This is a genomic window from Streptomyces sp. NPDC006925 (genome assembly GCF_042869575.1).
Lineage (GTDB): Bacteria > Actinomycetota > Actinomycetes > Streptomycetales > Streptomycetaceae > Streptomyces.
On the sequence record NZ_JBIAGB010000001.1, the window covers coordinates 462,954 to 485,118 of the forward strand.

Below are 22,165 nucleotides of genomic sequence, written 5' to 3' on the forward strand. Positions count from 1 at the left end.
TCGGCGTCGACCGGACGCCTCTCTCCGCAGGCGCTACCATCGTCCCCGATCACACCAACTGATCGTCAGTCAGAAGAGTCGGTGAGGAGTCAGTATGCGTCCGATCGGATCCGGTCGCGGACGGTCAGCCGCCCGCTGCGCCTCGACTCCCCCGCGGACCGGTCCGACCTGCGGAAGACCCTCCGCTGCGCCGAACCGGCAGAGTCAGAGGTGACCCCTTGTTCTATTACGTACTGAAGTACGTGCTGCTGGGGCCGCTGCTGCGGCTCGTGTTCCGGCCCCGGATCGAGGGCCTGGAGAACGTGCCCGACGAAGGGCCCGCGATCGTGGCGGGGAACCATCTGTCCGTCTCCGACCACTTCGTGATGCCGGCGATCCTCCGGCGCCGGATCACCTTCCTGGCCAAGGCCGAGTACTTCACCGGGCCGGGACTCAAGGGCCGGCTGACCGCCGCGTTCTTCCACAGCGTGGGCCAGATCCCGGTCGACCGCTCCGGAAAGGGCGCCGGACAGGCGGCCATCGACGAGGGGCTGGGAGTGCTGGGCAAGGGCGAGTTGCTCGGCATCTATCCGGAGGGCACCCGCTCCCACGACGGACGACTCTACAAGGGCCGGGTCGGGGTGGCGGCGATGGCGCTCGGCGCCGGGGTGAAGGTGATCCCGTGCGCCATGGTGGGCACCTTCGAACTCCAGCCGCCGGGTCGCAGACTGCCCCGCATGGGGCGGGTGACCATCAGGTTCGGCGAGCCGCTGGACTTCTCGCGGTTCGCCGGAATGGAGCACGAGCGCGCAGTGCTGCGGGCGGTGACCGACGAGATCATCCACGAGATCATGCAGCTGTCCGGCCAGGAGTACGTGGACATGTACGCCCCCGACGCGAAGGCGGCGCAGGCCGGGGACGGGGCCCGCGGCAAGCAGCCCGGGAGCGGCCGGCAGCGCTGAGACCCGGGCCCCCGCGCGGCGGCGTCGCGGCTTGGACCGCCCCCGACGCGCCGTCACCGCGCCCGGCTCGACGACCCGTTCGAGGTGGCCCGCGGGTCGGACCGCAGGCCGGGGCCCGGAGCCGTCCGGGCCGCCGGTCGGGCCCCGCAGGTCCCGCTGCCGCCGAGGATTCGCCGTCACGCCGTATCGGGGGCGAGCGGCGCGGGACCGGGCGAGGCCGGGCGACACCGGTCGGGCCGGGCCGGATCCCGGATCCGGCCCGGCCCGCACGCGGGATCGGACTGTCGAACACGCCGTCAGCGGCGGACCGCCCCGGCGCCGGCGCCGAGATCCGTCAGGGGACCATCGTGGGCACTGCCGCGGCCTCGGCCTTCGCCGCCGCCTTGGCAGGGGACTTGACCGGCTCCGGGGTCGCGTGCGGAGCGCAGGTCACATCCTTGCGGTCGACGGTTCCCTCCAGGAGGTAGGCGTCGACGCGCTCGTTGATGCAGGGGTTCTTCAGGTTGGTGATGCCGTGCGAACCCGCGCCCTTCTCGGTGATCAGGCGGGAGCCCTTGAGCCGCTTGTGCAGCTCGACACCGCCCGGGTAGGGCGTGGCGGCGTCCCGGGTGGCCTGGACCATCAGCACCGGGTAGGAGGTCTTGGCGCGGATCTCCAGCGGCCGGTGCTGCTTGACCGGCCAGACGGCGCACGGGTAGTTCATCCACGCGTTGGCCCAGGTGAGGAAGGGATACTTCGTGTGCAGCCGGGTGTTGTCCCGGTCCCAGGTCCGCCACCTGCTCGGCCACTTGGCGTCGTTGCACTCGACGGCGTTGTAGACGGCGTTGCCGTTCTCGCTCGCCTTGTTGCCCGCGACGTCCGACATGTCCGGTGCCCCGGCCTCGATCAGCGGCTGCTCGTCGCCGTTGAGGTAGGCCGACCACACCGAGGCCACCCGGGCCCAGGCCGAGTCGTAGTACGGCGCGCTCTGGAAGACGCCGAGCAGTTCGGCCGGACCGACCTTCCCGCCGATGGGGTGCTTCTTGGCGGTGGCGCGCAGCTCCCGCCACGCCGCCTCGACCTTCTCGGGCGTCGAGCCGATGCCGTAGACGTCGTCGTGCTCGGCCACCCACTTCTTCCAGTCGTTCCAGCGGGTCTGGAAGGCCACGTCCTGGTCGAGGTTGACGTCGTACCAGATCTTGCGCCGGGACGGGTTGACGATGCTGTCGGTGATCATCCGGCGGATGTGGCGGGGGAAGAGTTCGGCGTAGACGGCGCCCATGTAGGTGCCGTAGGAGACGCCGAGGTAGTTGAGCTTCTTGTCGCCGAGCGCGGCGCGGATCACGTCCAGGTCGCGCGCGGCGTTGGGCGTCGTGAGCTGCGGCAGCAGCTCACCGCTGCGCTCCTGGCAGCCGTCGGCGTACTCCTTGGCGAGCTTGCGCTGGGCCCGCTTGTCGGCCTCGCTGTCCGGGACCGGGTCCGCCTTGGGTGCCTTGACCCACTCCTGCGGGTCGGCGCAGGAGACGGGGGCCGAGTGCCCGACACCGCGCGGGTCGAAGCCCACGAAGTCGTAGGCGGTGGCGGCCTTCGCCCACAGCGGGTTCTTGTCCGGGATCCGGGCCGGGAAGTACAGTCCGGAGCCGCCGGGGCCGCCGGGGTTGTAGACGAGGGAGCCCTGCCGCTTCGCCTTGCCGCCGGTGCTGCGTGCCCGGTCGACGGCGAGCCGGATCTTCTTGCCGTTCGGCTTGGCGTAGTCGAGGGGAACGGTGACCCAGCCGCACTGGACGCCGTCCCTGATGCCCCAGTCCGCGGGGCAGTCCTTCCAGTCGATACCGGCGCGCGCGGCCCGGGCCGCAGCCTTCCTGACGCCGCGCGCCTCGGCGGCGCCCGCGTGCTTGCCCGAGCGGGCCTGCGGGCCGCTGCTGCCCTCCGCGACGGCGGACGGCACGGATATGAGCCCGGCCGTGAGGGCTCCGGCGGCGATGGTGCCGGCGGCGGCTATGGCCGCCTTCCGTCTGTTCACGTGTTCCCCTCCGGGTACTGCCGACAGTGACGGCGGTGGTCGTGGACCACGACAGTGATGGGCGACCACGGTGGTGGTCTTCAGAGGGATCCTTCATCCTCGTCGGCGGTAGGGGACAGGGCGCCGGATCGTTCTTTACCAAGAAGTGAACGTCAGTGCGGAATCGAGGACACGGCGCAGCCGGAGCGCGTCCGGCGCGACTGCGGTGACCAGCACGGCGGGCCCGGCCAGCGGGGTGACGACCGCCGACTCCCCCGGATTCCAGGCCAGAAGCGGCTGCTCCTTTGCCTCCTCCGCGCCCACCAGCAGGAGTTGGCCCACCGCCCGGCATCCGCCCAGCACGGCGCCGCCGTCCCAGCCCGGAGCTCCCGGCCCCAGGTCCAGCTCCTGGTCGAACAGCGGGCGTCCGCCGTACCGCACGGTGACGCGGCTGCCGAGCCGTCCGGGCTCCTCCCCGGCGCGTCCCAGGACCTGTTCGTCCCGCACCACCAGGCGCCCGCCCCGCGCCACCTCGGCCCGCAGGTGCTGGCGCAGCCCGCTGCCGCGTACGGAGACCAACTGCTCGGGCAGCCAGTGGAGTCGGCCCCCCTCCCCCACTTCGAGCCGGATGTCGTAGCGGGCGGGCTCCGCCGTACGCCCCGGCAGCGCGAGCGTGGCGGCACTGCCGTCCACCCGCAGCGCGGCGCCCGCCTCGGCGCGGACCTCCAGGGCCAGCCGGTCCCCGCTCAGCGGCGCGCTCATCGCACCGACCAGCGTGACCCGGGCGGCGGCCGGGTCGGCCGAGCGGGTGCGGCGCGGCGCGAGGGGACCGGACCCGCTGAGCAACGGCAGCGCGGTGCCGCCGCGTCCGTCGGGTACCGCGGTGATCCGGGCGCGGGCGCTGACGCTCGCGGCGGACCCGGGCGCGGCTGCGGCCACCGTCATACCGGCAGCACGGCCGAGTCCGAGGCGGCCGCCCGCTCCGCCGTCGTCCAGCCGGCGCACTGCTCGCGCACCCAGTCCGCCAGCGGCAGCACGCCGGGCTCGGTGCGCAGCGACTGGAAGAGCACGGGCAGTGCGCCGCGCTGCTGCTCGGCGTCCCGCGCCATGCCCGCCAGGTCGGAGCCGACGTACGGCGCGAGGTCGGTCTTGTTGACGACCAGCAGGTCGGCCGTGGTGACACCCGGACCGCCCTTGCGGGGGATGTCATCACCACCCGCGACGTCGATGACGAAGATCTGCACATCGACCAGGCCCTTGGAGAAGGTGGCGGTGAGATTGTCACCCCCGGACTCGACGAGCACCAGGTCCAGCGGGCCGGCCTCGTCTTCCAGGTCCTCGACTGCTTCCAGGTTGGCGGAGATGTCGTCCCGGATCGCCGTGTGCGGGCAGGCTCCGGTCTCCACCGCGGTGATCCGCTCCGGCGGCAGCACGGCCTCGCGGAGGAGGAAGGCGGCGTCCTCTTTGGTGTAGATGTCGTTGGTGACGACGGCGAGCGAGAACCGGTCGCGCAGCGCGCGGCACAGCGCCGCGACGGTGGCGGTCTTGCCCGAGCCCACCGGTCCGCCCAGCCCGACGCGCAGGGCGCGGCGGCGGCCGTCGGGCAGGGTCGCCGAGGCGGTGTGGCGCTCTGGGCCGGGTGTGGCGTGGTCGAGATGCACGGGCTCCTCCTGGGGTCGGTGACCGGTCTGCGGTGACCGGGGGTCGTACTCGGCCGCCGACGACCGTCGGGCGGCCGTGGGCGGGCGGGGTCGGGGGCACGGGAGGGGGCCGGGGTCAGGAGGCGAAGAGGCGGACCTGCCAGGCGGCGTGCTGCTCGGCGGTGATCTCCAGCAGCGGCGCGGAGGCGGCGGGCAGATCCTCGACCGGCCCCTGGGCCGCGGCCTCGGCGCGCCGGGCCACCTCGTCCGCGGCGGGCGCGAGCCGGGCCAGTACCGCGGTCGCCTCCAACGGGTCGAGGCTGAGCAGCCGGACCACCGCGGTCGCCGGGGAGCTGATGCTCTCGTACGCCGCGGCATGCGCCGCGTCCAAGGGGGCGAGCCCCGCCGAGCGGGCGGCGAGTCCCAGCACGACGGGCTGGTGCGCGCCCTTGGGGCGGGCGGCGGCCAGCGCGTCCAGGTCCGGCCCGGGCCAGCTCGCCCGGGCCGCACGCATCAGCTGGCGGCCCAGTCTGCGGGCGGTGCGGCGCAGCGCCGCGGAGGGGGTGCGCGCGTCGGCCGCCTCGTCCAGCGCGAGCGGATCCCGCCCGGCAGCGGCGGCAGCGGCCAGGGCCGCGGCGGTCAGGCCGGTGGTGTGCAGCCGTCCGCGGCAGAACTGCTCCAGGTCGGACGCGCCGCGGACCCGTCCGGCCCGGACGGCCGCCTCCGCCCCGCCGGAGTGTGCGTGCCCTCCGGCGGGGAATCTGCCGTCGGCGAGCACCAGCAACGCGGCAGCACCGCTCATTCCGCAGGCCTCCACTTGTGCTCCGGGGACGCCGCTCGGCGCGGCTCCCTGCTGTCCGGTTCCCCGGTGTTCCGGCGGCGCGGGGACGGGAATGACGTGCGCCGACGGTGCCGGTCCCGTCCCCCGGCCCGCTTCCGGCCCCCGGCCCGGGCGGTGGACGGCGAGCGGCCCACGGGTCAGAACAGGAAGTAGCGCTGGGCCATGGGCAGGGATGCGGCAGGTGCCGGGTCGACCGGGGTGCCGTCGATGGTGACGGTGAAGGTGTCCGGATCGACGCGTACGTCCGGGCGGGCGTCGTTCTGCCGCATGTCGGCCTTGGTGACGGGACGGGTGTCGCGGACGGCGACGAAGCGCTTCGCGAGGGGAAGCCGGTCCGGCAGCCCGTCGTCCAGGGCGGTCTGCGTCACGAAGTTCACGGAGTTCGCACCGGGAGCGCGCCCCGTCCCGCCGAACATCCGCCGCGGCAGCACCGGCTGCGGGGTGGGGATGGAGGCGTTGGCGTCCCCCATCTGCGCGGAGGCGATCTGCCCGCTCTTGAGGACGAGTTGCGGCTTGACCCCGAAGAAGGCCGGGTCCCACAGCACCAGGTCGGCGAGCTTGCCCGGCTCGACCGAGCCGATCTCCGCGTCCATGCCCTGTGCGACCGCGGGGTTGATCGTGTACTTGGCCACGTAGCGGCGGGCGCGCAGGTTGTCGGCGCGGGTGTCGCCCGCGAGGGCGCCGTACCGCTCCTTCATCACATGCGCCGTCTGCCAGGTGCGCAGCACCACTTCGCCGATGCGGCCCATCGCCTGCGCGTCGGAGGAGATGATCGAGATGGCGCCGAGGTCGTGGAGCGTGTCCTCGGCGGCGATGGTGCTGGGCCGGATGCGGGACTCGGCGAACGCGAGGTCCTCGGGCACGGCCGGGTTGAGGTGGTGGCAGACCATCAGCATGTCGAGGTGTTCCTCGATGGTGTTGACGGTGTGCGGCCGGGTCGGATTGGTGGAGGAGGGCAGCACGTTGGGCTCGGCGACCACGGTGATGATGTCCGGCGCGTGCCCGCCGCCGGCGCCCTCGGTGTGGTAGGCGTGGATGCCGCGTCCGCCGATCGCGGCAAGGGTGTCGCCGACGAACCCGGCCTCGTTGAGGGTGTCGGTGTGGATGGCGACCTGGGCGCCGGTCTCGTCGCAGACCGACAGGCAGGCGTCGATGGCGGCGGGGGTGGCTCCCCAGTCCTCATGGATCTTGAATCCGACGGCTCCGCCGCGGAGTTGGGCGAGCATGGCGGCGCGCGAGACGGTGTTGCCCTTGCCGAGCAGTCCGACGTTGACCGGCAGCCCGTCCATGCCCTCCAGGGTGCGGGCGGTGTGCCAGGCGCCCGGGGTGACGGTGGTGGCCTTGGAGCCCTCGGCCGGTCCGGTACCGCCGCCGACGAGCGTGGTGATTCCGGCGGCGAGCGCCTCGTCGGCGAGCTGCGGGCAGATGAAGTGGACGTGCGCGTCGATGGCGCCGGCGGTGAGGATCCTGCCGTTGCCCGCGATGATCTCGGTTTCGGGGCCGATGACCAGATCGGGGTGGACGCCGTCCATGGTGTCGGGGTTGCCGGCCTTGCCCAGGGCGGCGATCCGTCCGTCGCGGATACCGACGTCGGCCTTCACGACACCCCAGTGGTCCAGGACGAGCGCACCGGTGATCACGGTGTCGGGAGCGCCCTCGGCGCGGGTGGTGAGGGCCTGGCCCATGGACTCGCGGATCACCTTGCCGCCGCCGAAGACCGCCTCGTCGCCCGCGCGTCCGGGCCCGCCGCACAGGTCGTCCTCGATCTCGACGAGGAGCGAGGTGTCGGCGAGCCGTACGCGGTCGCCGGTGGTGGGGCCGAACAGGTCGGCGTAGGCGGCGCGGGAGAGTTCACGCATCGAGGGGGCCTCCCGCTGTCGAGCGCAGTCCGGCGACGATCCGCCGGCCGCCGAGGGGCACGAGTTCGACCTCGACGGGGATGCCGGGTTCGAAGCGGACGGCGGTGCCCGCGGCGATGCCGAGGCGCCTGCCCCAGGCGGCTCCCCGGTCGAACTCCAGCCCGGGGTTGGCCTCGGCGAAGTGGTAGTGGGAGCCGACCTGGACGGGCCGGTCGGCGGCGTTGAGCACGGTCAGCCGGGTGGTCTCGGCGCCTGCGTTGAGGGGCACCGGTTCCTCGGCGAACCGGATCTCTCCGGGGATCATGGTGTGGCGACTCCTCGCGCGGTCAGGAGCGGTCAGGAGCGCTCAGGAAACAGGGTCGTGCACGGTGACGAGCTTGGTGCCGTCCGGGAAGGTCGCCTCGACCTGGACGTCGTGCAGCATCTCCGGGATGCCGTCCATGACGTCCTCGCGGGCCAGGACCGCGCGCCCGGACTCCATGAGTTCGGCGACGCTCCGGCCGTCGCGGGCACCCTCGAGCACGTGCGCCGTGATGAGGGCGACGGACTCGGGGTGGTTCAGCCGCAGTCCGCGCTCTCGGCGGCGCCGGGCGACGTCGGCCGCGACGTGGATGAGCAGCCGCTCCTGTTCGTGCGGGGTCAATTGCATCGTCTCCACCTCACCGTCGTCACCGGGCCCGGGAATGCCCTGGTCGCTCGCGGCGACGACCACGCCCGATAGGTGTATCACACATACGATTGTGTGCCGCCGACGGACCCGGAGATTACGGCAGCGCCGTTTCGGCGGCGTTAACCCACTTCACCTCCGTCAACTTCCCGGCCGCGGAACGCCCCGGCGGTGCTCGCACCCCGGACACTCGGCCGACGCGTCGACCTGCGCCGTGCAGGGCCGCGCAGGGCCGAGCAGGGCCCGCTCGAACCGAGCAGGAGCCTCGCGGTCGACGCTTGCACCTGCCATGACCCCAGCAGCAGGACGCCGGATCCGCGGACGGGGCGGACCTACACCCTCCGGTTTCCGCAACCCCTCGTCCGATATGCGCTCTTGACGGGGACGACGCCTCCCCCTGAGTCTCATGTCCACGTCACATCGCACCACTTCGTATCGCCGCTCCGGGCGATACCCCGCCGACTCGGCGGTCCCCCACACCCCCACACATCGGAGCTCACAGTGATACGCGGACACCGCAGACCGCAGCACCGTGCCGCCCTCGCCGCCGCGGCGAGCGCCGCACTGGCACTCACCCTGCTCGGCGCGGCCGACGGGACGGCACTGGCCACTCCCGACGGCGCCGGAGCACGGGCCGCCGAGGCGCCCGACATCGACGTCGCCGCCGTCCAGCAGGACCTCCGGGACCTGCAGTCGGTCGCCGAGGCCAACGGCGGCAACCGGGCGCACGGCAGCCCCGGCTACCGGGCCTCGCTGGACCACATACGCACGAAGCTGGACGCCGCCGGATTCGAGACCACCGTCCAGGAGTTCACCAGCGGCGGGGAGACCGGCTACAACCTGATCGCCGACTGGCCCGGGGGCGACACCGGGTCGACCCTGATGACCGGCGCCCATCTGGACTCGGTCCGCTCCGGACCCGGCATCAACGACAACGGTTCGGGTTCCGCCGGGATACTGGAGACCGCGCTGGCCGTCTCCGCCGCAGACCTGAAGCCCGCCAAGCACCTCCGGTTCGCCTGGTGGGGAGCGGAGGAACGGGGGCTGGTCGGCTCGGGCCACTATGTCGACAGCCTCTCGGCGGGCGAACTCGGCAAAATCGACACCTATCTGAACTTCGACATGATCGGCTCACCCAACGCGGGCCACTTCGTCTACGAGGACGACGCCGGCGTCGAGTCGGTCTTCGCCGACTGGTTCAGCTCGAAGGGCATCGAGACGGAGGCGTCCGAGGAGACCAACGGGCGCAGCGACCACGCCTCGTTCAAGAGCGCGGGCGTCACCGTCGGCGGCACCTTCACCGGCGCGGGCGAGCGCAAGACCCAGGCGCAGGCGGACAAGTGGGGCGGCACGGCGGGTCAGCCGTACGACCCGTGCTACCACTCGGCCTGCGACGACACCTCGAACGTCGACGAGAAGGCACTCGACCTGCACAGCGACGCGATCGCCCACGCGGTCTGGGAGCTCAGTTCCTGACGCACGCGGTCCGGGAGTTCACCTCCCGGCCGACGCGGTCCGGGAGTTCAGCTCCTGACCCACGGCCCGTACGGGCTCACCTTCCCTGGCCCGGCCGCCGGTCTCCGGCGGCCGGGCCGCGGTGCTCCGCGGCGATGCCGAACCGCCGCGTCTCACCGGGCACCGCCGCCCCACCCGTCTCCCGGATCCCGGAGACGGTGCTGATGATCTCCTCCGGCGCCTGCTGATCCTGGTCGGCGGCCTCCAGACGCTCCAGGTCCGCGGCCGAGACCAGCGCCGCGAGCGGCTTCCCGTGCCGGGTGACCACCACCCGCTCCTCGCCGTAGACGACCCGATTGATCAGCTCCGCCAGTTCGGCCCTCGCCTGCGTCACCGGAATCTCGTAAGCCATGCCCGCCATTCTAGGGCCGCCCACAGAACCGCAGGTCAGAGCGGATGCGCGGCAACACGGGGGCGATCCGCCGCCAGGCGGGCCGGCCCCGAGGACCGGGCCGGGCGCTTCGCCCGCAGCGGAATGCGCCCTGGACAGAGGGCCGTTGGAGCCCGTTCATGGCACGCTGCTCACCGTACGTTCTGTACAACCTGTACGTTTCTCGTGTGAGAGTGGAGAGCGACGCCATGCGGAACCAGCCACCAGCACCGACAGCCCGGTACGTCCTGCCGGAGTTCACCGAGCGCACCAGCAGCGGGACGCGGACGATGGACCCGTACGCGAAGCTGCTCCAGGAGCGGATCGTCTTCCTGGGCAGCCCGATCGACGACACCTCCGCCAACGACGTGATGGCGCAGTTCATCCACCTCGAACACGCCGCGCCGGACCAGGACATCTCGCTGTACATCAACTCACCGGGCGGCTCGTTCACGGCGATGACCGCGATCTACGACACGATGCGGTTCGTCAGCTGCGACATCGAGACCGTGTGCATGGGGCAGGCGGCCTCGGCCGCCTCCGTGCTGCTGGCGGCCGGAACCCCCGGCAAGCGGCTCGCGCTGCCGGGCGCGCGCATCCTCATCCACCAGCCGTCGCTGCACGAACCCGTGCGCGGGCAGGCCGACGACCTGGAGATCCAGGCACGGGAGATGGCGCGCACCCGCGAACTGCTGGAGGAGCTGTACGCGCGCCACACCGGCCGGCCCCGCGACCGCATCAGCCAGGACCTCGAACGCGACACGATCCTCACGGCGACGCAGGCCGTCGACTACGGCCTCGTCGACCGGCTGACCGCCACCCGGAAGCCGGCCCTCTCCCCGGTGCGGCGGTGAGCCGGGGTGCCCCGCGAATGGCCGCCGGGCCTGCCGCCGCTGCCCGCGCTGACCCGCGCCGAGGGTGAGCTGGTGGACGCCTATCTGGAGGCGCTCGACCTGGTCGGCCGGATCAACCCGGCGCGCGCCACCGACACCTACGGAGCGCTGCGCGCCGCGCAGGGCCTGGTCAGCAAGGCGGTCCGACTGCGGGACGCGCTGGCGCTGATGCACGAACGCGGCGAGAGCACGCTGCACGCCGGGACGCTGGAGCGGGCGCTGCGCGTGCTGGAGGGCGACCGGCGCGCGGAGCGGGTTCTGCTCCCGGCGCCGGAGCCGGACGAGCCCGGCGGCTGAGGCACCCGGCGCCCGCGGACCCGCGTCCGGCACCGGCGGCACCGGCGGCACCGAAAACCGGATGACGGCCGGGGCCCCGATGGCTAGGGTCCCGATCATGAACTCGGCTCTGCTGACTGTCTCCCCGCCCCCCGCGTAGGGCGGGCGGCCACATGCGACTGCCGCGGCGGACGGACGACCTCCGCCGCGGGGTCGGTGGTGCCCGCGAACGGGTCCATCCACCGACCTCTCCTCACGCGGAGCACTGTCGTGTCGACTTCTTCCGCCGGTTCCACCGGCTCCTTCGGCCTGCCCGTCGGGCAGGGCCTGCTCTTCCTCGCCGCCGCCGGTGCCACTTGGGGCACCACGGGCGCGGCAGTCGATGTCCTCCACTCCTCCAGCGACCTGGGGCCGCTGGCGATGTCCTTCTGGCGCTACGTCGGCGGGCTGGCCCTGCTGCTCGTGGGCCGGGCGCTGCTGCGGCGGCGGCCGGCCCGTCCCAGCCGTCCGAGCAGTGACACGCCCGAGCGCGGCCGGTCCCGGTACGTGCTGCGGCTGTCGACCGGGCTGTGCATGGCGCTCTTCCAGACCGCCTACTTCGCCGCCGTACCGGCCACGGGTGTGGCCGTAGCGACGATCGTGACGTTGGGCGCGGCACCGGTGTTCGTGACACTGGGCGCCCGGATCGTGCTGCGGGAGCGGCTGGGCCGGGGCGGGACGTGCGCCGTCGCGGCCGCACCCGCCGGGCTCGCCGTCCTCGTACTGGGCGGGGGCGGCGGCGAAGTGCGGCCCGCCGGTGTCGCGCTCGCCCTGCTCTCCGCGGTCTCCATCGCGGTCTCGGTGCTGCTGGCCCGGTGGGTGGGCAGTAGCGGTCTGCCGGAGAGCGCTTTCACCCTCACCGCGTGGTCGCTCGGCGTCGGCGCGGTGGCGCTGCTGCCGTGCGCGGCCGTGGAGGGAGTGCTGCCGCACACCGGGGAACCGCTCCGGGTGGCGCTGCTGCTCCTGTACGTGGGAGCGGTGCCGACGGCGCTGGCCTACCCGCTCTACTTCGCGGGTGCGGCCGTCGTCCGGGCGGCCACGGCCTCGGTGGTCATGCTGATCGAACCCCTCAGCGCGACCGTCCTCGCGGTGGGACTGCTCGGGGAGCGGCTGACCGTGCCGATGCTCCTGGGCGCCTCGGTACTGCTGGCCGCGGTGGTGCTGCTGACCCGGGCTGAGAGGGCATGCACCGCCTGCTGAGCGCCCGCTGCTGACGCGGCGCTACGCTCCGGTGGATGGACGCGCTGGCGAAGATCCTCGAGTCGGCCGCACGGGGCGGATTCCCGCCGCCCGACGGCGGACTGACCGTGCTCCCGCAGCCCTCGCCCCGGGACGCGGGAGTACTGGCACTGACCGGGCACACGGTCGTCTTCGCCGACGTGCCGCCGGAGTGGGTGCGGCGCCAGGTGCCGCCCGGTGACCTCGGCGCACCGATGGGACTGCCGTTCCTCAGCTCGCTGTGCGGCAGGACCGGCCGGGAGGCGGGCGGCATCGACGTGCTGCTCGTCCTCCCGCCGGGCACCGACCCCGCACCGCGGCGCGAGGAACTGCGGGAGATACGGAGCCCGGTCGAGACGCCGGATCCGGCGCATCCCCGGGTCGCCGACGCCCTGGCGCACCGTTCGCACGTCCGTGCCTGGACGACGGCCGACGGGGGCGCGCTGGTGACCGGAACGGGCGTGGCCGGGCGGTGGGAAGTGGCCGTCCAGGTCGAGGACGCGGCGCGTGGCGCCGGGCTCGGTCGTGCGCTGGCGGCCGCGGCCCGGGCCCTGGTGCCGCCGGACGAGGCACTGTGGGCGCAGGTCGCGCCCGGGAACGCGGCGAGCCTGCGGGCGTTCCTCGCCGCGGGATTCGTCCCGGTCGGTGCGGAGGTGCTGCTCCGGCCGACGGGCGACGGTGCCGGGACCGCCGGGTGACGAACCCGCCGGGCGCGTCTGCCGATTCCGCCCCGCGGCGGCTCATCCCGTCGGCAGTGGCAGCCAGGGAATCTCGACCCAGATGGTCTTGCCGCCGTCGGGCGCGGGTGCGACACGCACGCTGCCGCCGGACTCGGCGGTCAGCGTACGGATGATGACCAGTCCCCTCCCGTGGTCCTGCCGTGCCGCAGCAGGGAGCCGCCGCGGCCTGCCCGGATGGCTGTCGGTGACGCCCAGGCGCAGCCGTTCGGTCTCCTCCAGCCGCAGGTCGACGGTGAAGGTGGGCGATCTGCCGAAGGTGTGCTGGACGGCGTTGGTGGCGAGTTCGGAGACGATCAGGCGGAGCACGTCCATGGCGTTCGCGCCGTCGGGCAGCCCCCACGCGCGGAGCGCGTCGGTGACATGTCTGCGCGCGGCCGTGACGGAGGCCGGCGCACTCGGCAGGGTGATCGTCGCTTCCTGGTGGTCCGCCATGGCGAGGCCGTCCCTTTCCGGGGCCGTTGGCTCCTCCGTCGCGCGGCGGCGGGCTCGTTCTGCGCCCGCCCGGGAAGCGCGCGGAGCGCCCCGGGAACCGCTGCGCGACAGCGTGCCACTCCGTAGGGCGCCGTGCGCCCGATCGCCCTGCTTGCCGGGAGTTGTGTCGCCCGAAGCGGTGAACTCTGCCGCGCCCGGCCCAAGGGAGCCCCGCGGAGGGCGTATCCCGGTGCCCGCACGGGGTGGGCCCGGGGTGGGCGTGCGGGAACCGCGGGCGCAGCAGGCGCCCGGGGAACCCCGGGCTCAGCCGGTACGCGGCGCCGCGGCGATCACCGTGTCGGCGGCGTCGGCGAGCACCTGCTCGGCCAGGTCGCCGCGGGCGGTCAGGCGCAGCCGCGAGATACCGTCGGGCACGGACGGGGGACGGAAGCAGCCGACCTGGATGCCCGCGGCGCGGCAGGCGGCCGCCCACTCCACCGCGGCCTGCGGCGAGGGTGCGCGTACCGAGACGACGGCGGCGTCCGGCCGGGTGGCCTCCAGTCCGGCGTCGGTCAGCCGGGCGTGCAGTTCGGCGGCGGCGGCCCGGGTGCGGGCCGCGCGTTCGGGCTCCGCGCGCAGCAGCCGCAGGGCGCCGAGCGCGCCGCCCGCCGCTGCGGGGGCCAGCCCGGTGTCGAAGATGAAGGTCCGGGCGGTGTTCACCAGGTGCGCGATCACGTGCGCGGGGCCCAGGACCGCACCGCCCTGGCTGCCCAGCGACTTGGACAGGGTGACGGTCGCGACCGTGCCGGGCGTGCCGGCCAGCCCCGCCGCCCGAGCGGCGCCCCGGCCGCCGTCGCCCAGTACGCCGAGACCGTGCGCGTCGTCGACGAGCAGCCCGGCTCCGGCCGCCGAGCACACCCCGGCCAGCTCGGTCAGCGGTGCCGCGTCACCGTCGACGGAGAAGACGGAGTCGGTGACCACCAGCGCGGGTCCCTCCGCCGCCTGCCGGGTATGCCCCGCCAACTCCTTGGCCACGGCTTCCGGATCGGCGTGCGCGGCGACGGCGGTGCGGGCACGGGAGAGGCGGCAGCCGTCGATCAGCGAGGCGTGGTTGTGGGCGTCGGAGACCAGCAGCCCGCCGCCGTCCGGCGCGTTGGTGAGCGCGGTGACCGCGGCGAGGTTCGCGGCGTACCCGGAGGAGAAGACGAGTGCGGCCTCGAAGCCGCAGAAGTCCGCCAGCTCGGACTCCAGCCGGGCGTGCAGTTCGGTGGATCCGGTCACCAGGCGGGAGCCGCTCGCTCCGGCGCCCCAGTGGCGCGCCGCCTCGGCCGCGGCATGGACGACGTCCGGGTGCCGGGAGAGGCCCAGGTAGTCGTTGCCCGCGAGGTCCAGCAGCGGAGAGTCGGCGGGCCGGGGCGCAAGGGTGCGCAGCAGTCCCGCCGCGCGGCGCCTGCGGAGTGCCTCGGCGGTCCACGCGAAGGGGTCCTGGGACATGGGAGCTCTCTTCGGTCACCCGCGCCGCCGCGCCGGGCGGCGGGAGTGCCTGGCGGGTTGCGCGGCCTGGATGTTTGTAGGCAGTCAATAGAACCTAACCTGCCATAACGCCGGTCGACGTGTGACAACATCCACACCTCGCTCAAGCGGTCTTGTAGGCTTCCTCCATTACCGAGCAGGGGCGCATGGGCAAGGATCGTGCCCATGGACGACCTGCTGAACTCACTGGTGAACAAGGGGCTCCGCGGCGAGACGCCCACCCGGGACGAAGCACTCGCGGTACTGCGGACCACCGATGACGACCTGCTCGACGTGGTGGCAGCCGCCGGTAAGGTGCGCCGCCACTGGTTCGGGAAGCGGGTGAAACTCAACTACCTGGTGAACCTCAAGTCGGGGCTGTGCCCGGAGGACTGCTCCTACTGCTCCCAGCGGCTCGGCTCCGAGGCCGGGATCCTCAAGTACACCTGGCTCAAGCCCGAGGAGGCCGCCGAGGCCGCCGAGGCCGGGGTGCAGGGCGGCGCCAAGCGGGTCTGCGTGGTGGCCAGCGGCCGCGGCCCCACCGACCGCGACATCGACCGGGTCTCCAAGACGATCGGGGCCATCAAGGAGCGGAACGAGGGCGTCGAGGTGTGCGCCTGCCTCGGTCTGCTCTCCGACGGCCAGGCGGAGCGGCTGCGCCAGGCGGGGGCCGACGCCTACAACCACAACCTCAACACCTCGGAGTCCACCTACGCGGACATCTGCACCACGCACACCTACGAGGACCGGGTGGAGACCGTCAAGCAGGCCCGGGGTGCCGGGCTCTCGCCCTGCTCCGGTCTGATCGCGGGCATGGGCGAGACGGACGAGGACCTGGTCGAGGTGGCCTTCTCACTGCGCGGGCTGGACGCGGACTCGGTGCCGGTCAACTTCCTGCTGCCGTTCGAGGGCACGCCGCTGGCCGAGGAATGGAACCTCACTCCGCAGCGGGCGCTGCGCATCCTGGCGATGGTGCGGTTCGTGTGCCCGGACGTGGAGGTGCGGCTGGCCGCCGGGCGCGAGGTGCATCTGCGGTCGCTGCAGCCGCTGGCGCTGCACCTGGCCAACTCCCTCTTCCTGGGCGACTACCTCACCAGCGAGGGGCAGGCGGGCAAGGCCGATCTGGAGATGATCGCGGACTCCGGCTTCGAGGTGGAGGGCGCGGAGACGACCACGCTGCCCGAGCACCGGCGCGAGGAGTCCGGCTCCGCCCCGCACGAGCGGGTCGCGGTCCGGCTGCGGGGCACGGGGACGGAGCTGCCGCCCAATGCGTGAGAGCACCGCCCCGGCGGCGCCCGCCGGACCGGGCGCCGCCATCGAGGAGCTGGTCGCACTGGACCGGCAGCATGTGTGGCACCCGTACGGGCCGATGCCCGGGACCGCGGACCCGCTGGTGGTGGAGTCCGCCGCGGGTGTGCGGCTACGGCTGGCCGCACCCGCGCACGGGCAGCGGGAGCTGATCGACGGCATGTCGTCCTGGTGGTCGGCCGTCCACGGCTACCGGCACCCGGTGCTCGACGAGGCCGTCAGCGACCAGCTCGGCCGGATGAGCCATGTGATGTTCGGCGGGCTGACCCACGAGCCCGCGGTGCGGCTGGCCGCGCGGCTGGCCGAGGTGGCGCCCGGCGATCTGGAGCACGTCTTCCTGTCGGACTCCGGTTCGGTCGCGGTCGAGGTCGCCGTCAAGATGTGCCTGCAGCACTGGCGTTCGCTGGGGCGCCCGGAGAAGCGGCGGCTGCTGACCTGGCGCGGCGGCTACCACGGGGACACCTGGCAGCCGATGTCGGTGTGCGACCCGGAGGGCGGGATGCACCACCTGTGGTCCGGCGCGCTGCCGGTGCAGGTGTTCGCCGACCCGCCGCCCGCCGGCTTCGCCGCGGAACCCGACCCGGCCTACGTGGCGCATCTGCACGAGCAGATCGGGCGGCACGCGCACGAGTTGGCCGCCGTCGTCGTCGAACCGGTGGTGCAGGGCGCCGGCGGGATGCGGTTCCACTCGCCCGGGTACGTCCGGGCGCTGCGCGAGGCGTGCGACGCGCACGGCGTGCTGCTGGTGCTGGACGAGATCGCCACCGGCTTCGGCCGCACCGGGGAGCTGTTCGCGGCCGACCACGCCGGGATGGTCCCCGATGTGATGTGTCTCGGCAAGGCGCTGACGGGCGGATACCTGTCGATGGCGGCCACGCTGTGCACGCCGCGCGTGGCGGAGGGGATCGCGCGCGGCTCGGTACCGGTGCTGGCGCACGGTCCGACGTTCATGGGCAACCCGCTGGCGTCCGCCGTCGCGGGCGCCTCGCTGGACCTGCTGCTGTCCCAGGACTGGCGGGCGCGGGTGCAACGGGTGTCCGAGGGGCTGCGCACCGGGCTGGCGGAGGCCGCGGAGCTGCCCGGGGTGCGGGAGGTGAGCGTGCTCGGCGCGATCGGGGTGCTGCGCCTGGACCACGAGGTGGACGTGGCAGCCGCGAGCCGGGCCGCGGTGCGTGCCGGGGTGTGGCTGCGGCCGTTCCGCGACATGGTCTACGCGATGCCGCCGTACATCACCGGCGACGAGGACGTGGCACGGATCGCCGCCGCGATGTGCGCGGCGGCCCGGGAGGGATGAGATGCGGGGTGAAGCGGACGTGCCGGTCGCACGGGGTGTGCTGTGCGTCTCCGGAGCCGGTACGGAGATCGGGAAGACGGTGACCACCGCGGCGGTGGCGGCGTGCGCGCTGCGCGCCGGCCGTTCGGTGGCCGTGCTCAAGCCGGCGCAGACGGGCGTGGCGGCCGGCGAACCGGGCGACGTGGCGGAGGTGCTGCGGCTGACCGGGGGGGTGGCATCGGCACCCGGCGCGGTGAGCGGCGCCGAACTGGCCCGCTATCCGGAGCCGTTGGCGCCGGAGACGGCGGCCCGGCGGGCGGGGATGCCGTACGTGTCGGCCGGGGACGTCGCCGAGGCGGCCGGGAAGCTGGCCGCCTCGCACGACCTCGTCCTGGTCGAGGGCGCGGGCGGGCTGCTGGTGCGGTTCGACGGCGCGGGCTCGACGCTGGCCGACGCCGCCCGGCTGCTGGCCGCGCCGGTGCTGGTGGTCGTCCAGGCGGGGCTGGGCACGCTGAACACGGCGGCGCTGACGGCGGAGGCGCTGCGGGCCCGCCGCGTGGAGTGTGCGGGGCTGGTGATCGGCAGCATGCCGGGGGCACCGGGCCTCGCCGAGCGGTGCAACCTGACCGACCTGCCCCGGTACACCGGGCTGCCGCTGCTGGGCGCCGTCCCCGAGGGGGCGGGCTCGCTGCCGCCGTGGCGGTTCGGTGCCCAGGCGCCGGGCTGGCTGGCGCCCGAACTGGGGGGTGACGCCCATGCCGCGGCGCCGGGCTGAGCGCCGCCGCCGGTCCCTCACAGGGTCCAGGTGCGCAGCTCGGCGGAGATCGCGGCCAGGTCGGCGGTGCCGTCCTTGACGAGCCGGGCCAGGTCGCGTATCCGCTCGGGAGAGGTGACGACCTTGAGTCCGCAGGCGACGAGGTAGCCGTAGGCCACGGCGGAGGCGAACAGGGCGTTGGAGCGCTCCAGGGCCGGTACGTGCAGCAGGAGTTGCAGCAGCGCGGCGGCGCGGTCGTGCGGTTCGGGGTAGACGGGGCGGCCGAAGACGGCGGCCTCGTGGCGGCTGACGGCGGCGACGAGCGCGCCGTAGTCGGTGACCCGGGGGTCGCCCGGGGTCTTCTGCTCGGCGAGGATCAGCAGCCAGGCGAGATCGACGCGGACGCTCACGCCGCGGGCGGGCTTCCGGCCCCGCTCCCCGGGGCCCGCTCACCGGCCCCGGCCGCGTCGAGTTCCTCGGCGAAGACGGCCGCGTAGCTCTTCATGAAGTCGGCTGCCGCGTCCACGAAGGAGCGGCCCACCTCGGCCGCGTCCCGCTGGACCAGTTCCTCGATGTACCGGTTCACGCTCACGCCGCGGGCCAGCGCCCGCTCCCTGGCGGCCTGCGCCGTGCCCTCGTCCACCCGGACGTTCAGTTGCGTCTTCGCCACACCACCACGCTAGCACCGTTCCGCTAGCGGTGAACAGGCGTACGACCCGGGCGCGGGGTACTGGAACCCCGGCCCCGGGCCCGCCTCACCGTGCCGGGCCCCTTCATGGACACGTTCGCTCCGGTGGTGGAAGCACTTCGGCGGAAGCTGAACCCGGCGCCGCCGACCGGCCGCCGACCGCCTGCCCACCAGGCGAAACGGCGTGGCGGCCGGGAGCGGCCCGTGCTGGGATGCGGGCCATGACAGAACTTGCGATACGGGCGGCGGCCGCGTCCGACATCGACCGGGTGCTGGCCTTCTGGCAGGAGGCGGCGGAGGGCGCCAGCGTCAGCGACGACCGGGACGGGGTGGCCCGGCTCCTCGCCCGGGACCCGGAGGCCCTGCTGCTGGCGGAGCAGGACGGACGGCTGGTCGGCACGGTGATCGCCGGGTGGGACGGCTGGCGCTGCTCCCTCTACCGGCTCGCGGTGCTGCCCGCGCGGCGGCGGCAGGGCGTCTCCCGGGCCCTGCTGGCCGCCGCCGAGGAGCGCTTCGCGGCGCTCGGCGGGCGGCGCGGCGACGCCATGGTGTTGGACGCGAACGAGCGGGCACACCGGGTCTGGCAGGCCGCCGGTTACGCTCCGCAGCCGCAGTGGAGCCGCTGGGTCAAGCCGCTGGCCGTCTGACCGCCGGCGCCCGCGGGCGGGAACCGGGGAACCGGCCGGCCCGTTTACGCTGTACACGAAGCCGGGCCCGCACTCCCGCGGGCCCGGCACAGTCATCGGATCCGAAAGGTGTGAGCGTCCGCCCATGGGCGACCCTCCCAGTAGCAGCCTCCGACGTCGCGCGTACCGGCCACCGCTGTCCCACGATGGGAAGGAGGTGAACGGTCGATGACGGAAGTTTTGCTGCTGCTCGTGGCACTGCTGCTGTCCCTGGCCTGCGGCGGATTCGTGGCCGCTGAGTTCTCCCTGACCACCGTCGAGCGCAGCGAGCTGGAGCGGTCCGAACAGCGCGGCGACCGGGGTGCCAGGAGCGCGCTGGCGGCCGTACGGTCCCTCACCTTCCAGCTCTCCGGGGCGCAGCTGGGCATCACCGTCACCAATCTGGTCGTCGGCATGCTCGCCGAGCCGTCCGTGGCCAAGCTGATCGCCGGACCGCTGCGCTCGCTCGGCGTACCGTCCTCGGCCTCCTCCTCCGTCGCCCTGGTGCTCGGTACCGCGCTCTCCACGGTGGTGCTGATGGTGATCGGCGAGCTGGTGCCCAAGAACTGGGCGATCTCCCGGCCGCTCCCGGTGGCCCGGGCGGTGGCGACACCGCAGCGGGCCTTCTCGGCGGCCTTCCGCCCGCTGATCCGCCATCTGAACAACACCGCCAACCGGGTGCTGCTGCGGATGGGCCTGGAGCCCACCGAGGAACTGGCCTCGGCCCGTTCGCCGCAGGAGCTGGTGGCACTGGCACGGCACTCCGCCAAGGAGGGCGCACTGGAGGAGGACACCGCCGACCTGTTCGTGCGCACCCTGCATCTGGCCGAGCTGACCGCAGAGAACGTCATGACGCCGCGCGTGCAGGTGACCTCGCTCGAGGTGCAGGCCACCGTGGAGGACGTCGCCAACGCCACCCGCGCCACGGGGCTCTCCCGCTTCCCCGTCTACCGGGGGAACCTGGACACCGTCGTCGGCATCGTCCGGATCAAGGACGTGCTGGCGGTACCCGCCGCCGAGCGGCGGCTGCGGCCGGTGACCGATCTGATGCGGGAGCCGCTGCTGGTTCCCGAGTCGCTGACCGTCGACCGGCTGCTGGACCAGCTCTCCGGCGGCGACCGCAGCATCGCGGTCGTCATCGACGAGTACGGCGGCACGGCCGGCGTCGTCACACTGGAGGACATCATCGAGGAGGTCGTGGGCGAGGTGCGCGACGAGCACGACCCGCTGGAGACCCCCGACCTGGCCCCCGCCGGGGAGGACGCGGAGGGCCGGCCCGTCTACGTCGCGGACGGCGCCGCGCGCACCGATCAGCTGCAGGCCATCGGGCTGCGCACTCCGGAGGGCCCCTACGAGACGCTCGCCGGGCTGATCGCCACCGAGCTGGGCCGCATCCCGGCCGCCGGGGACGCCGTGTCGGTCGGCGGCTGGGAGCTGACGGTCATGGACGCCAGCGGCCGCCGCGCCGCGCAGGTGCGGCTGTACGGGCCGAAGCCCGGTGAGGACCCGGCCGGGTCCGAGACCGGCGACCGGGCGGAGGCGCAGCGATGACGGTGCTCCAACTGCTGATCGGGCTGCTGACGCTGGTGGCCAACGCGTTCTTCGTGGGCGCGGAGTTCGCGCTGATCTCGGTGCGTCGCGCACAGATCGAGCCGCTGGCCGAGGAGGGCGACAAGAAGGCCCGCAAGGTGCTGTGGGGCCTGGAGCACGTGGCGCAGATGCTGGCCGCGGCGCAGCTGGGCATCACGCTGTGCACCCTGGTGCTCGGTGTGGTCGCCGAGCCCGCCATCGCCCACCTGCTGGAGCCGGTCTTCCACGCGGTGGGTGTCGGGGACGGCGTCGCGCACGGCGTCTCGTTCGTGATCGCGCTGTCGCTGGCGACGTACCTGCACATGCTGCTGGGCGAGATGGTGCCCAAGAACATCGCGCTGGCCGGGCCGGAGCGGACGGCGCTGCTGCTGGGGCCGCCGCTGGTGGCGCTGTCGCGGGCGCTGCGTCCGGTGATCTTCGCGGTGAACTCGTTCGCCAACGCACTGCTCAAGCTGATCCGGGTCGAGCCGAAGAGCGAGGTCGAGGCCGCGTTCTCGGACGACGACCTCGCCCAGATGGTGGCCGACTCCAGTGAGGCCGGGCTGCTGGACGACCGCTCGACCGAACGGCTGCGCGACGCACTGGAACTGGGCAGGCGGCCCATCGCCGAGGTGGCGCAGCCGCTGCACAAGGTGGTGACGGCGGGCCGCGGTGTGACCCCCGAAGGGTTGGAGAACCTGTCGGCCGAGTCCGGGTTCTCCCGGTTCCCGGTGGTGGACGACGACGGGCGGGTGCTGGGTTATCTGCACGTCAAGGACGCGCTGGACGCCTCGCCCCGGGAGGCTGCGTTCCCGCTGACGGCGATGCGTCCCATCGCCCGGGTGCGGGCCTCGCTGCCGCTGGACGATGTGCTGGGGGCCATGCGCTCCAGCGGAACCCACCTGGCGGCGGTCACCGGCCCGGACGGGCGGGCGACGGGTGTGGTGACCATGGAGGACGTGCTGCGCGAACTGGTCGGTCAGGCGTAGCAGCAGCCCGCCGACT

Annotated in this window: 24 protein-coding genes; 12 read left to right on the forward strand and 12 right to left on the reverse strand. The window is 73.6% G+C overall.

Annotated elements, in window-relative coordinates; translation table 11 throughout:
- Nucleotides 1–218 precede the first annotated feature (218 nt).
- Nucleotides 219–941, forward strand: coding sequence for a lysophospholipid acyltransferase family protein (locus ACFYNS_RS02135; protein WP_360294387.1), 723 nt, complete (start codon nt 219–221; stop codon nt 939–941).
- A gap of 334 nt (nt 942–1,275) precedes the next feature.
- On the opposite strand, the gene ACFYNS_RS02140 is transcribed toward ACFYNS_RS02135, so the two are convergent.
- The 7 genes from ACFYNS_RS02140 to ACFYNS_RS02170 all read right to left on the reverse strand — a co-directional run bounded on the left by ACFYNS_RS02140 (nt 1,276) and on the right by ACFYNS_RS02170 (nt 7,911).
- Nucleotides 1,276–2,943: an alpha/beta hydrolase gene (locus ACFYNS_RS02140; RefSeq protein ID WP_388600152.1), complete on the reverse strand. Its 1,668-nt coding sequence runs from the start codon at nt 2,941–2,943 to the stop codon at nt 1,276–1,278.
- A gap of 135 nt (nt 2,944–3,078) precedes the next feature.
- Complete coding sequence (locus ACFYNS_RS02145) at nt 3,079–3,867, reverse strand: urease accessory protein UreD (protein WP_360294382.1); 789 nt, start codon at nt 3,865–3,867, stop codon at nt 3,079–3,081.
- Nucleotides 3,864–4,583: an urease accessory protein UreG gene (gene ureG / locus ACFYNS_RS02150; protein WP_388600155.1), complete on the reverse strand. Its 720-nt coding sequence runs from the start codon at nt 4,581–4,583 to the stop codon at nt 3,864–3,866. The genes ACFYNS_RS02145 and ureG overlap by 4 nt, the downstream gene beginning before the upstream one ends.
- Before the next feature lie 115 nt (nt 4,584–4,698).
- A complete protein-coding gene (locus ACFYNS_RS02155; RefSeq protein WP_388600158.1) occupies nt 4,699–5,364 on the reverse strand; it encodes an urease accessory protein UreF in 666 nt (221 codons plus the stop codon).
- A 176-nt stretch (nt 5,365–5,540) separates the two neighbouring features.
- Entirely contained in the window at nt 5,541–7,262 is a 1,722-nt protein-coding gene (locus ACFYNS_RS02160; protein ID WP_360303467.1) for an urease subunit alpha, read from the reverse strand.
- Complete coding sequence (locus tag ACFYNS_RS02165; RefSeq protein WP_360303469.1) at nt 7,255–7,566, reverse strand: urease subunit beta; 312 nt, start codon at nt 7,564–7,566, stop codon at nt 7,255–7,257. The genes ACFYNS_RS02160 and ACFYNS_RS02165 overlap by 8 nt, the downstream gene beginning before the upstream one ends.
- A 42-nt stretch (nt 7,567–7,608) precedes the next feature.
- On the reverse strand, nt 7,609–7,911 hold the full coding sequence (locus ACFYNS_RS02170) for an urease subunit gamma (RefSeq protein ID WP_360303475.1): 303 nt from the start codon (nt 7,909–7,911) through the stop codon (nt 7,609–7,611).
- A 519-nt stretch (nt 7,912–8,430) separates the two neighbouring features.
- Here ACFYNS_RS02170 and ACFYNS_RS02175 point away from each other — a divergent pair.
- Nucleotides 8,431–9,405, forward strand: coding sequence for a M28 family metallopeptidase (locus ACFYNS_RS02175; protein ID WP_360303471.1), 975 nt, complete (start codon nt 8,431–8,433; stop codon nt 9,403–9,405).
- A 76-nt stretch (nt 9,406–9,481) separates the two neighbouring features.
- On the opposite strand, the gene ACFYNS_RS02180 is transcribed toward ACFYNS_RS02175, so the two are convergent.
- A complete protein-coding gene (locus ACFYNS_RS02180; protein WP_388600159.1) occupies nt 9,482–9,796 on the reverse strand; it encodes a type II toxin-antitoxin system Phd/YefM family antitoxin in 315 nt (104 codons plus the stop codon).
- A 227-nt stretch (nt 9,797–10,023) separates the two neighbouring features.
- Between ACFYNS_RS02180 and ACFYNS_RS02185 the strand changes: the two genes are divergently transcribed.
- The 4 genes from ACFYNS_RS02185 (at nt 10,024) to ACFYNS_RS02200 (ending at nt 12,938) form a co-directional block, all read left to right on the forward strand.
- Nucleotides 10,024–10,668: an ATP-dependent Clp protease proteolytic subunit gene (locus ACFYNS_RS02185; RefSeq protein ID WP_360296758.1), complete on the forward strand. Its 645-nt coding sequence runs from the start codon at nt 10,024–10,026 to the stop codon at nt 10,666–10,668.
- A 6-nt stretch (nt 10,669–10,674) separates the two neighbouring features.
- A complete protein-coding gene (locus ACFYNS_RS02190; protein WP_360296687.1) occupies nt 10,675–11,004 on the forward strand; it encodes a hypothetical protein in 330 nt (109 codons plus the stop codon).
- Between the two features lie 249 nt (nt 11,005–11,253).
- Nucleotides 11,254–12,222, forward strand: coding sequence for an EamA family transporter (locus tag ACFYNS_RS02195; protein WP_360296690.1), 969 nt, complete (start codon nt 11,254–11,256; stop codon nt 12,220–12,222).
- A 35-nt stretch (nt 12,223–12,257) separates the two neighbouring features.
- Nucleotides 12,258–12,938 carry a GNAT family N-acetyltransferase gene (locus tag ACFYNS_RS02200; RefSeq protein ID WP_360296693.1) on the forward strand — a complete coding sequence of 227 codons (681 nt, stop codon included), beginning with the start codon at nt 12,258–12,260 and terminating at the stop codon, nt 12,936–12,938.
- Nucleotides 12,939–12,980: 42 nt separating this feature from the next.
- Here the strand turns inward: ACFYNS_RS02200 and ACFYNS_RS02205 are convergent, their stop codons facing one another.
- Nucleotides 12,981–13,412 (reverse strand): ATP-binding protein, encoded by a 432-nt coding sequence (locus tag ACFYNS_RS02205; RefSeq protein WP_360296696.1) that lies wholly within the window; start codon nt 13,410–13,412, stop codon nt 12,981–12,983.
- A gap of 303 nt (nt 13,413–13,715) precedes the next feature.
- A complete protein-coding gene (locus ACFYNS_RS02210; protein ID WP_388600161.1) occupies nt 13,716–14,885 on the reverse strand; it encodes an 8-amino-7-oxononanoate synthase in 1,170 nt (389 codons plus the stop codon).
- 204 nt (nt 14,886–15,089) lie between these two features.
- Here ACFYNS_RS02210 and bioB point away from each other — a divergent pair, with 204 nt between their 5' ends.
- Genes bioB through bioD form a run of 3 tightly spaced genes read left to right on the forward strand, consistent with a single transcriptional unit; the run spans nt 15,090 to nt 18,259 of the window.
- Nucleotides 15,090–16,178: a biotin synthase BioB gene (bioB, locus tag ACFYNS_RS02215; protein WP_360296702.1), complete on the forward strand. Its 1,089-nt coding sequence runs from the start codon at nt 15,090–15,092 to the stop codon at nt 16,176–16,178.
- Nucleotides 16,171–17,505 carry an adenosylmethionine--8-amino-7-oxononanoate transaminase gene (locus ACFYNS_RS02220; protein ID WP_388600164.1) on the forward strand — a complete coding sequence of 445 codons (1,335 nt, stop codon included), beginning with the start codon at nt 16,171–16,173 and terminating at the stop codon, nt 17,503–17,505. The genes bioB and ACFYNS_RS02220 overlap by 8 nt, the downstream gene beginning before the upstream one ends.
- Nucleotide 17,506: 1 nt before the next feature.
- Nucleotides 17,507–18,259 carry a dethiobiotin synthase gene (gene bioD / locus ACFYNS_RS02225; protein ID WP_360296707.1) on the forward strand — a complete coding sequence of 251 codons (753 nt, stop codon included), beginning with the start codon at nt 17,507–17,509 and terminating at the stop codon, nt 18,257–18,259.
- 17 nt (nt 18,260–18,276) lie between these two features.
- Here the strand turns inward: bioD and ACFYNS_RS02230 are convergent, their stop codons facing one another.
- Both ACFYNS_RS02230 and ACFYNS_RS02235 read right to left on the reverse strand, forming a co-directional pair.
- The gene (locus ACFYNS_RS02230) at nt 18,277–18,648 is read right to left on the reverse strand and encodes a fic family toxin-antitoxin system, toxin component (protein ID WP_360296710.1); all 372 of its coding nucleotides are present in this window, start codon (nt 18,646–18,648) and stop codon (nt 18,277–18,279) included.
- On the reverse strand, nt 18,645–18,908 hold the full coding sequence (locus tag ACFYNS_RS02235; RefSeq protein ID WP_360296713.1) for a toxin-antitoxin system HicB family antitoxin: 264 nt from the start codon (nt 18,906–18,908) through the stop codon (nt 18,645–18,647). Before ACFYNS_RS02235 ends, ACFYNS_RS02230 begins: the two co-directional genes overlap by 4 nt.
- Before the next feature lie 239 nt (nt 18,909–19,147).
- Between ACFYNS_RS02235 and ACFYNS_RS02240 the strand changes: the two genes are divergently transcribed.
- The 3 genes from ACFYNS_RS02240 (at nt 19,148) to ACFYNS_RS02250 (ending at nt 22,149) form a co-directional block, all read left to right on the forward strand.
- On the forward strand, nt 19,148–19,573 hold the full coding sequence (locus ACFYNS_RS02240) for a GNAT family N-acetyltransferase (protein ID WP_360296716.1): 426 nt from the start codon (nt 19,148–19,150) through the stop codon (nt 19,571–19,573).
- Between the two features lie 207 nt (nt 19,574–19,780).
- Nucleotides 19,781–21,142 (forward strand): hemolysin family protein, encoded by a 1,362-nt coding sequence (locus ACFYNS_RS02245; RefSeq protein WP_360296719.1) that lies wholly within the window; start codon nt 19,781–19,783, stop codon nt 21,140–21,142.
- Entirely contained in the window at nt 21,139–22,149 is a 1,011-nt protein-coding gene (locus ACFYNS_RS02250; protein ID WP_360296722.1) for a hemolysin family protein, read from the forward strand. The genes ACFYNS_RS02245 and ACFYNS_RS02250 overlap by 4 nt, the downstream gene beginning before the upstream one ends.
- Nucleotides 22,150–22,165: the final 16 nt, after the last annotated feature.

Excerpts from the sequence above, each read along its gene's own strand:
- ACFYNS_RS02145 (WP_360294382.1), bottom strand. The coding sequence starts at position 3,867 with ATGACGGTGGCCGCAGCCGCGCCCGGGTCCGCCGCGAGCGTCAGCGCC.
- ACFYNS_RS02155 (WP_388600158.1), bottom strand. The coding sequence starts at position 5,364 with ATGAGCGGTGCTGCCGCGTTGCTGGTGCTCGCCGACGGCAGATTCCCC.
- ACFYNS_RS02160 (WP_360303467.1), bottom strand. The coding sequence starts at position 7,262 with ATGCGTGAACTCTCCCGCGCCGCCTACGCCGACCTGTTCGGCCCCACC.
- ACFYNS_RS02165 (WP_360303469.1), bottom strand. The coding sequence starts at position 7,566 with ATGATCCCCGGAGAGATCCGGTTCGCCGAGGAACCGGTGCCCCTCAAC.
- ACFYNS_RS02170 (WP_360303475.1), bottom strand. The coding sequence starts at position 7,911 with ATGCAATTGACCCCGCACGAACAGGAGCGGCTGCTCATCCACGTCGCG.
- ACFYNS_RS02180 (WP_388600159.1), bottom strand. The coding sequence starts at position 9,796 with ATGGCTTACGAGATTCCGGTGACGCAGGCGAGGGCCGAACTGGCGGAG.
- ACFYNS_RS02185 (WP_360296758.1), top strand. The coding sequence starts at position 10,024 with ATGCGGAACCAGCCACCAGCACCGACAGCCCGGTACGTCCTGCCGGAG.
- ACFYNS_RS02200 (WP_360296693.1), top strand. The coding sequence starts at position 12,258 with ATGGACGCGCTGGCGAAGATCCTCGAGTCGGCCGCACGGGGCGGATTC.
- ACFYNS_RS02205 (WP_360296696.1), bottom strand. The coding sequence starts at position 13,412 with ATGGCGGACCACCAGGAAGCGACGATCACCCTGCCGAGTGCGCCGGCC.
- ACFYNS_RS02210 (WP_388600161.1), bottom strand. The coding sequence starts at position 14,885 with ATGTCCCAGGACCCCTTCGCGTGGACCGCCGAGGCACTCCGCAGGCGC.
- bioB (WP_360296702.1), top strand. The coding sequence starts at position 15,090 with ATGGACGACCTGCTGAACTCACTGGTGAACAAGGGGCTCCGCGGCGAG.
- ACFYNS_RS02220 (WP_388600164.1), top strand. The coding sequence starts at position 16,171 with ATGCGTGAGAGCACCGCCCCGGCGGCGCCCGCCGGACCGGGCGCCGCC.
- bioD (WP_360296707.1), top strand. The coding sequence starts at position 17,507 with ATGCGGGGTGAAGCGGACGTGCCGGTCGCACGGGGTGTGCTGTGCGTC.
- ACFYNS_RS02240 (WP_360296716.1), top strand. The coding sequence starts at position 19,148 with ATGACAGAACTTGCGATACGGGCGGCGGCCGCGTCCGACATCGACCGG.
- ACFYNS_RS02245 (WP_360296719.1), top strand. The coding sequence starts at position 19,781 with ATGACGGAAGTTTTGCTGCTGCTCGTGGCACTGCTGCTGTCCCTGGCC.
- ACFYNS_RS02250 (WP_360296722.1), top strand. The coding sequence starts at position 21,139 with ATGACGGTGCTCCAACTGCTGATCGGGCTGCTGACGCTGGTGGCCAAC.